Here is a 791-nt window from a genome sequence, read left to right as displayed (position 1 = left end):
GGCAATGACGAAAAGGTCATCAGCCTCGACAAGCTGACCTACGCCGGCAACCGCCAGAACCTGGCCAGCCTGGACGACGACGAGCGGCACGTATTCGTGCACGGCGACATCGGCGATGGCGAACTGGTTTCCCGCCTGCTGGCCGAACACCAGCCCCGCGCCATACTGAACTTCGCCGCCGAATCCCACGTGGACCGCTCCATCCACGGCCCGGAAGACTTCATCCAGACCAACATCGTCGGCACCTTCCGCCTGCTGGAAGCGGTCCGCGCCTACTGGAACGGCCTGGCCGACGAGCCCAAGGCCGCCTTCCGCTTCCTCCACGTCTCCACCGACGAGGTCTACGGCTCGCTGGGCCCGAACGATCCGGCCTTCCGCGAAAGCAACAAGTACGAGCCGAACAGCCCCTACTCGGCCTCCAAGGCCGCGTCCGACCACCTGGTCCGCGCCTATCACCACACCTACGGGCTGCCGGTGCTGACCACCAACTGCTCGAACAACTATGGCCCCTACCACTTCCCCGAGAAGCTGATCCCGCTGGTCATCCACAACGCCCTGGCCGGCAAGCCGCTGCCGATCTACGGCGACGGCCAGCAGGTCCGCGACTGGCTATACGTGAAGGACCATTGCGCGGCCATCCGCCGCGTGCTGGAAGCCGGCCAGCTGGGCGAGACCTACAACGTCGGCGGCTGGAACGAGAAAGCCAATATCGACGTGGTCCATACCCTGTGCGACATCCTCGACCAGGAGCAGCCGCGGACCGACGGACGGAGCTACCGCGAGCAGATCAC

General features: G+C 65.5%; 1 protein-coding gene. It reads left to right on the top strand.

The genetic code is table 11. The features are described 5' to 3' along the window. On the top strand, positions 1 to 791 hold a 791-nt coding region (rfbB, locus tag DK254_RS00845), incomplete at both ends, for a dTDP-glucose 4,6-dehydratase (protein WP_109931656.1).

Source organism: Pseudomonas sp. RW407, from assembly GCF_003176655.1.
Taxonomy (GTDB): domain Bacteria; phylum Pseudomonadota; class Gammaproteobacteria; order Pseudomonadales; family Pseudomonadaceae; genus Pseudomonas; species Pseudomonas delhiensis.
Note: the sequence above shows the minus strand (reverse complement) of the source record. Positions and strands in the feature narration are given on the sequence as shown.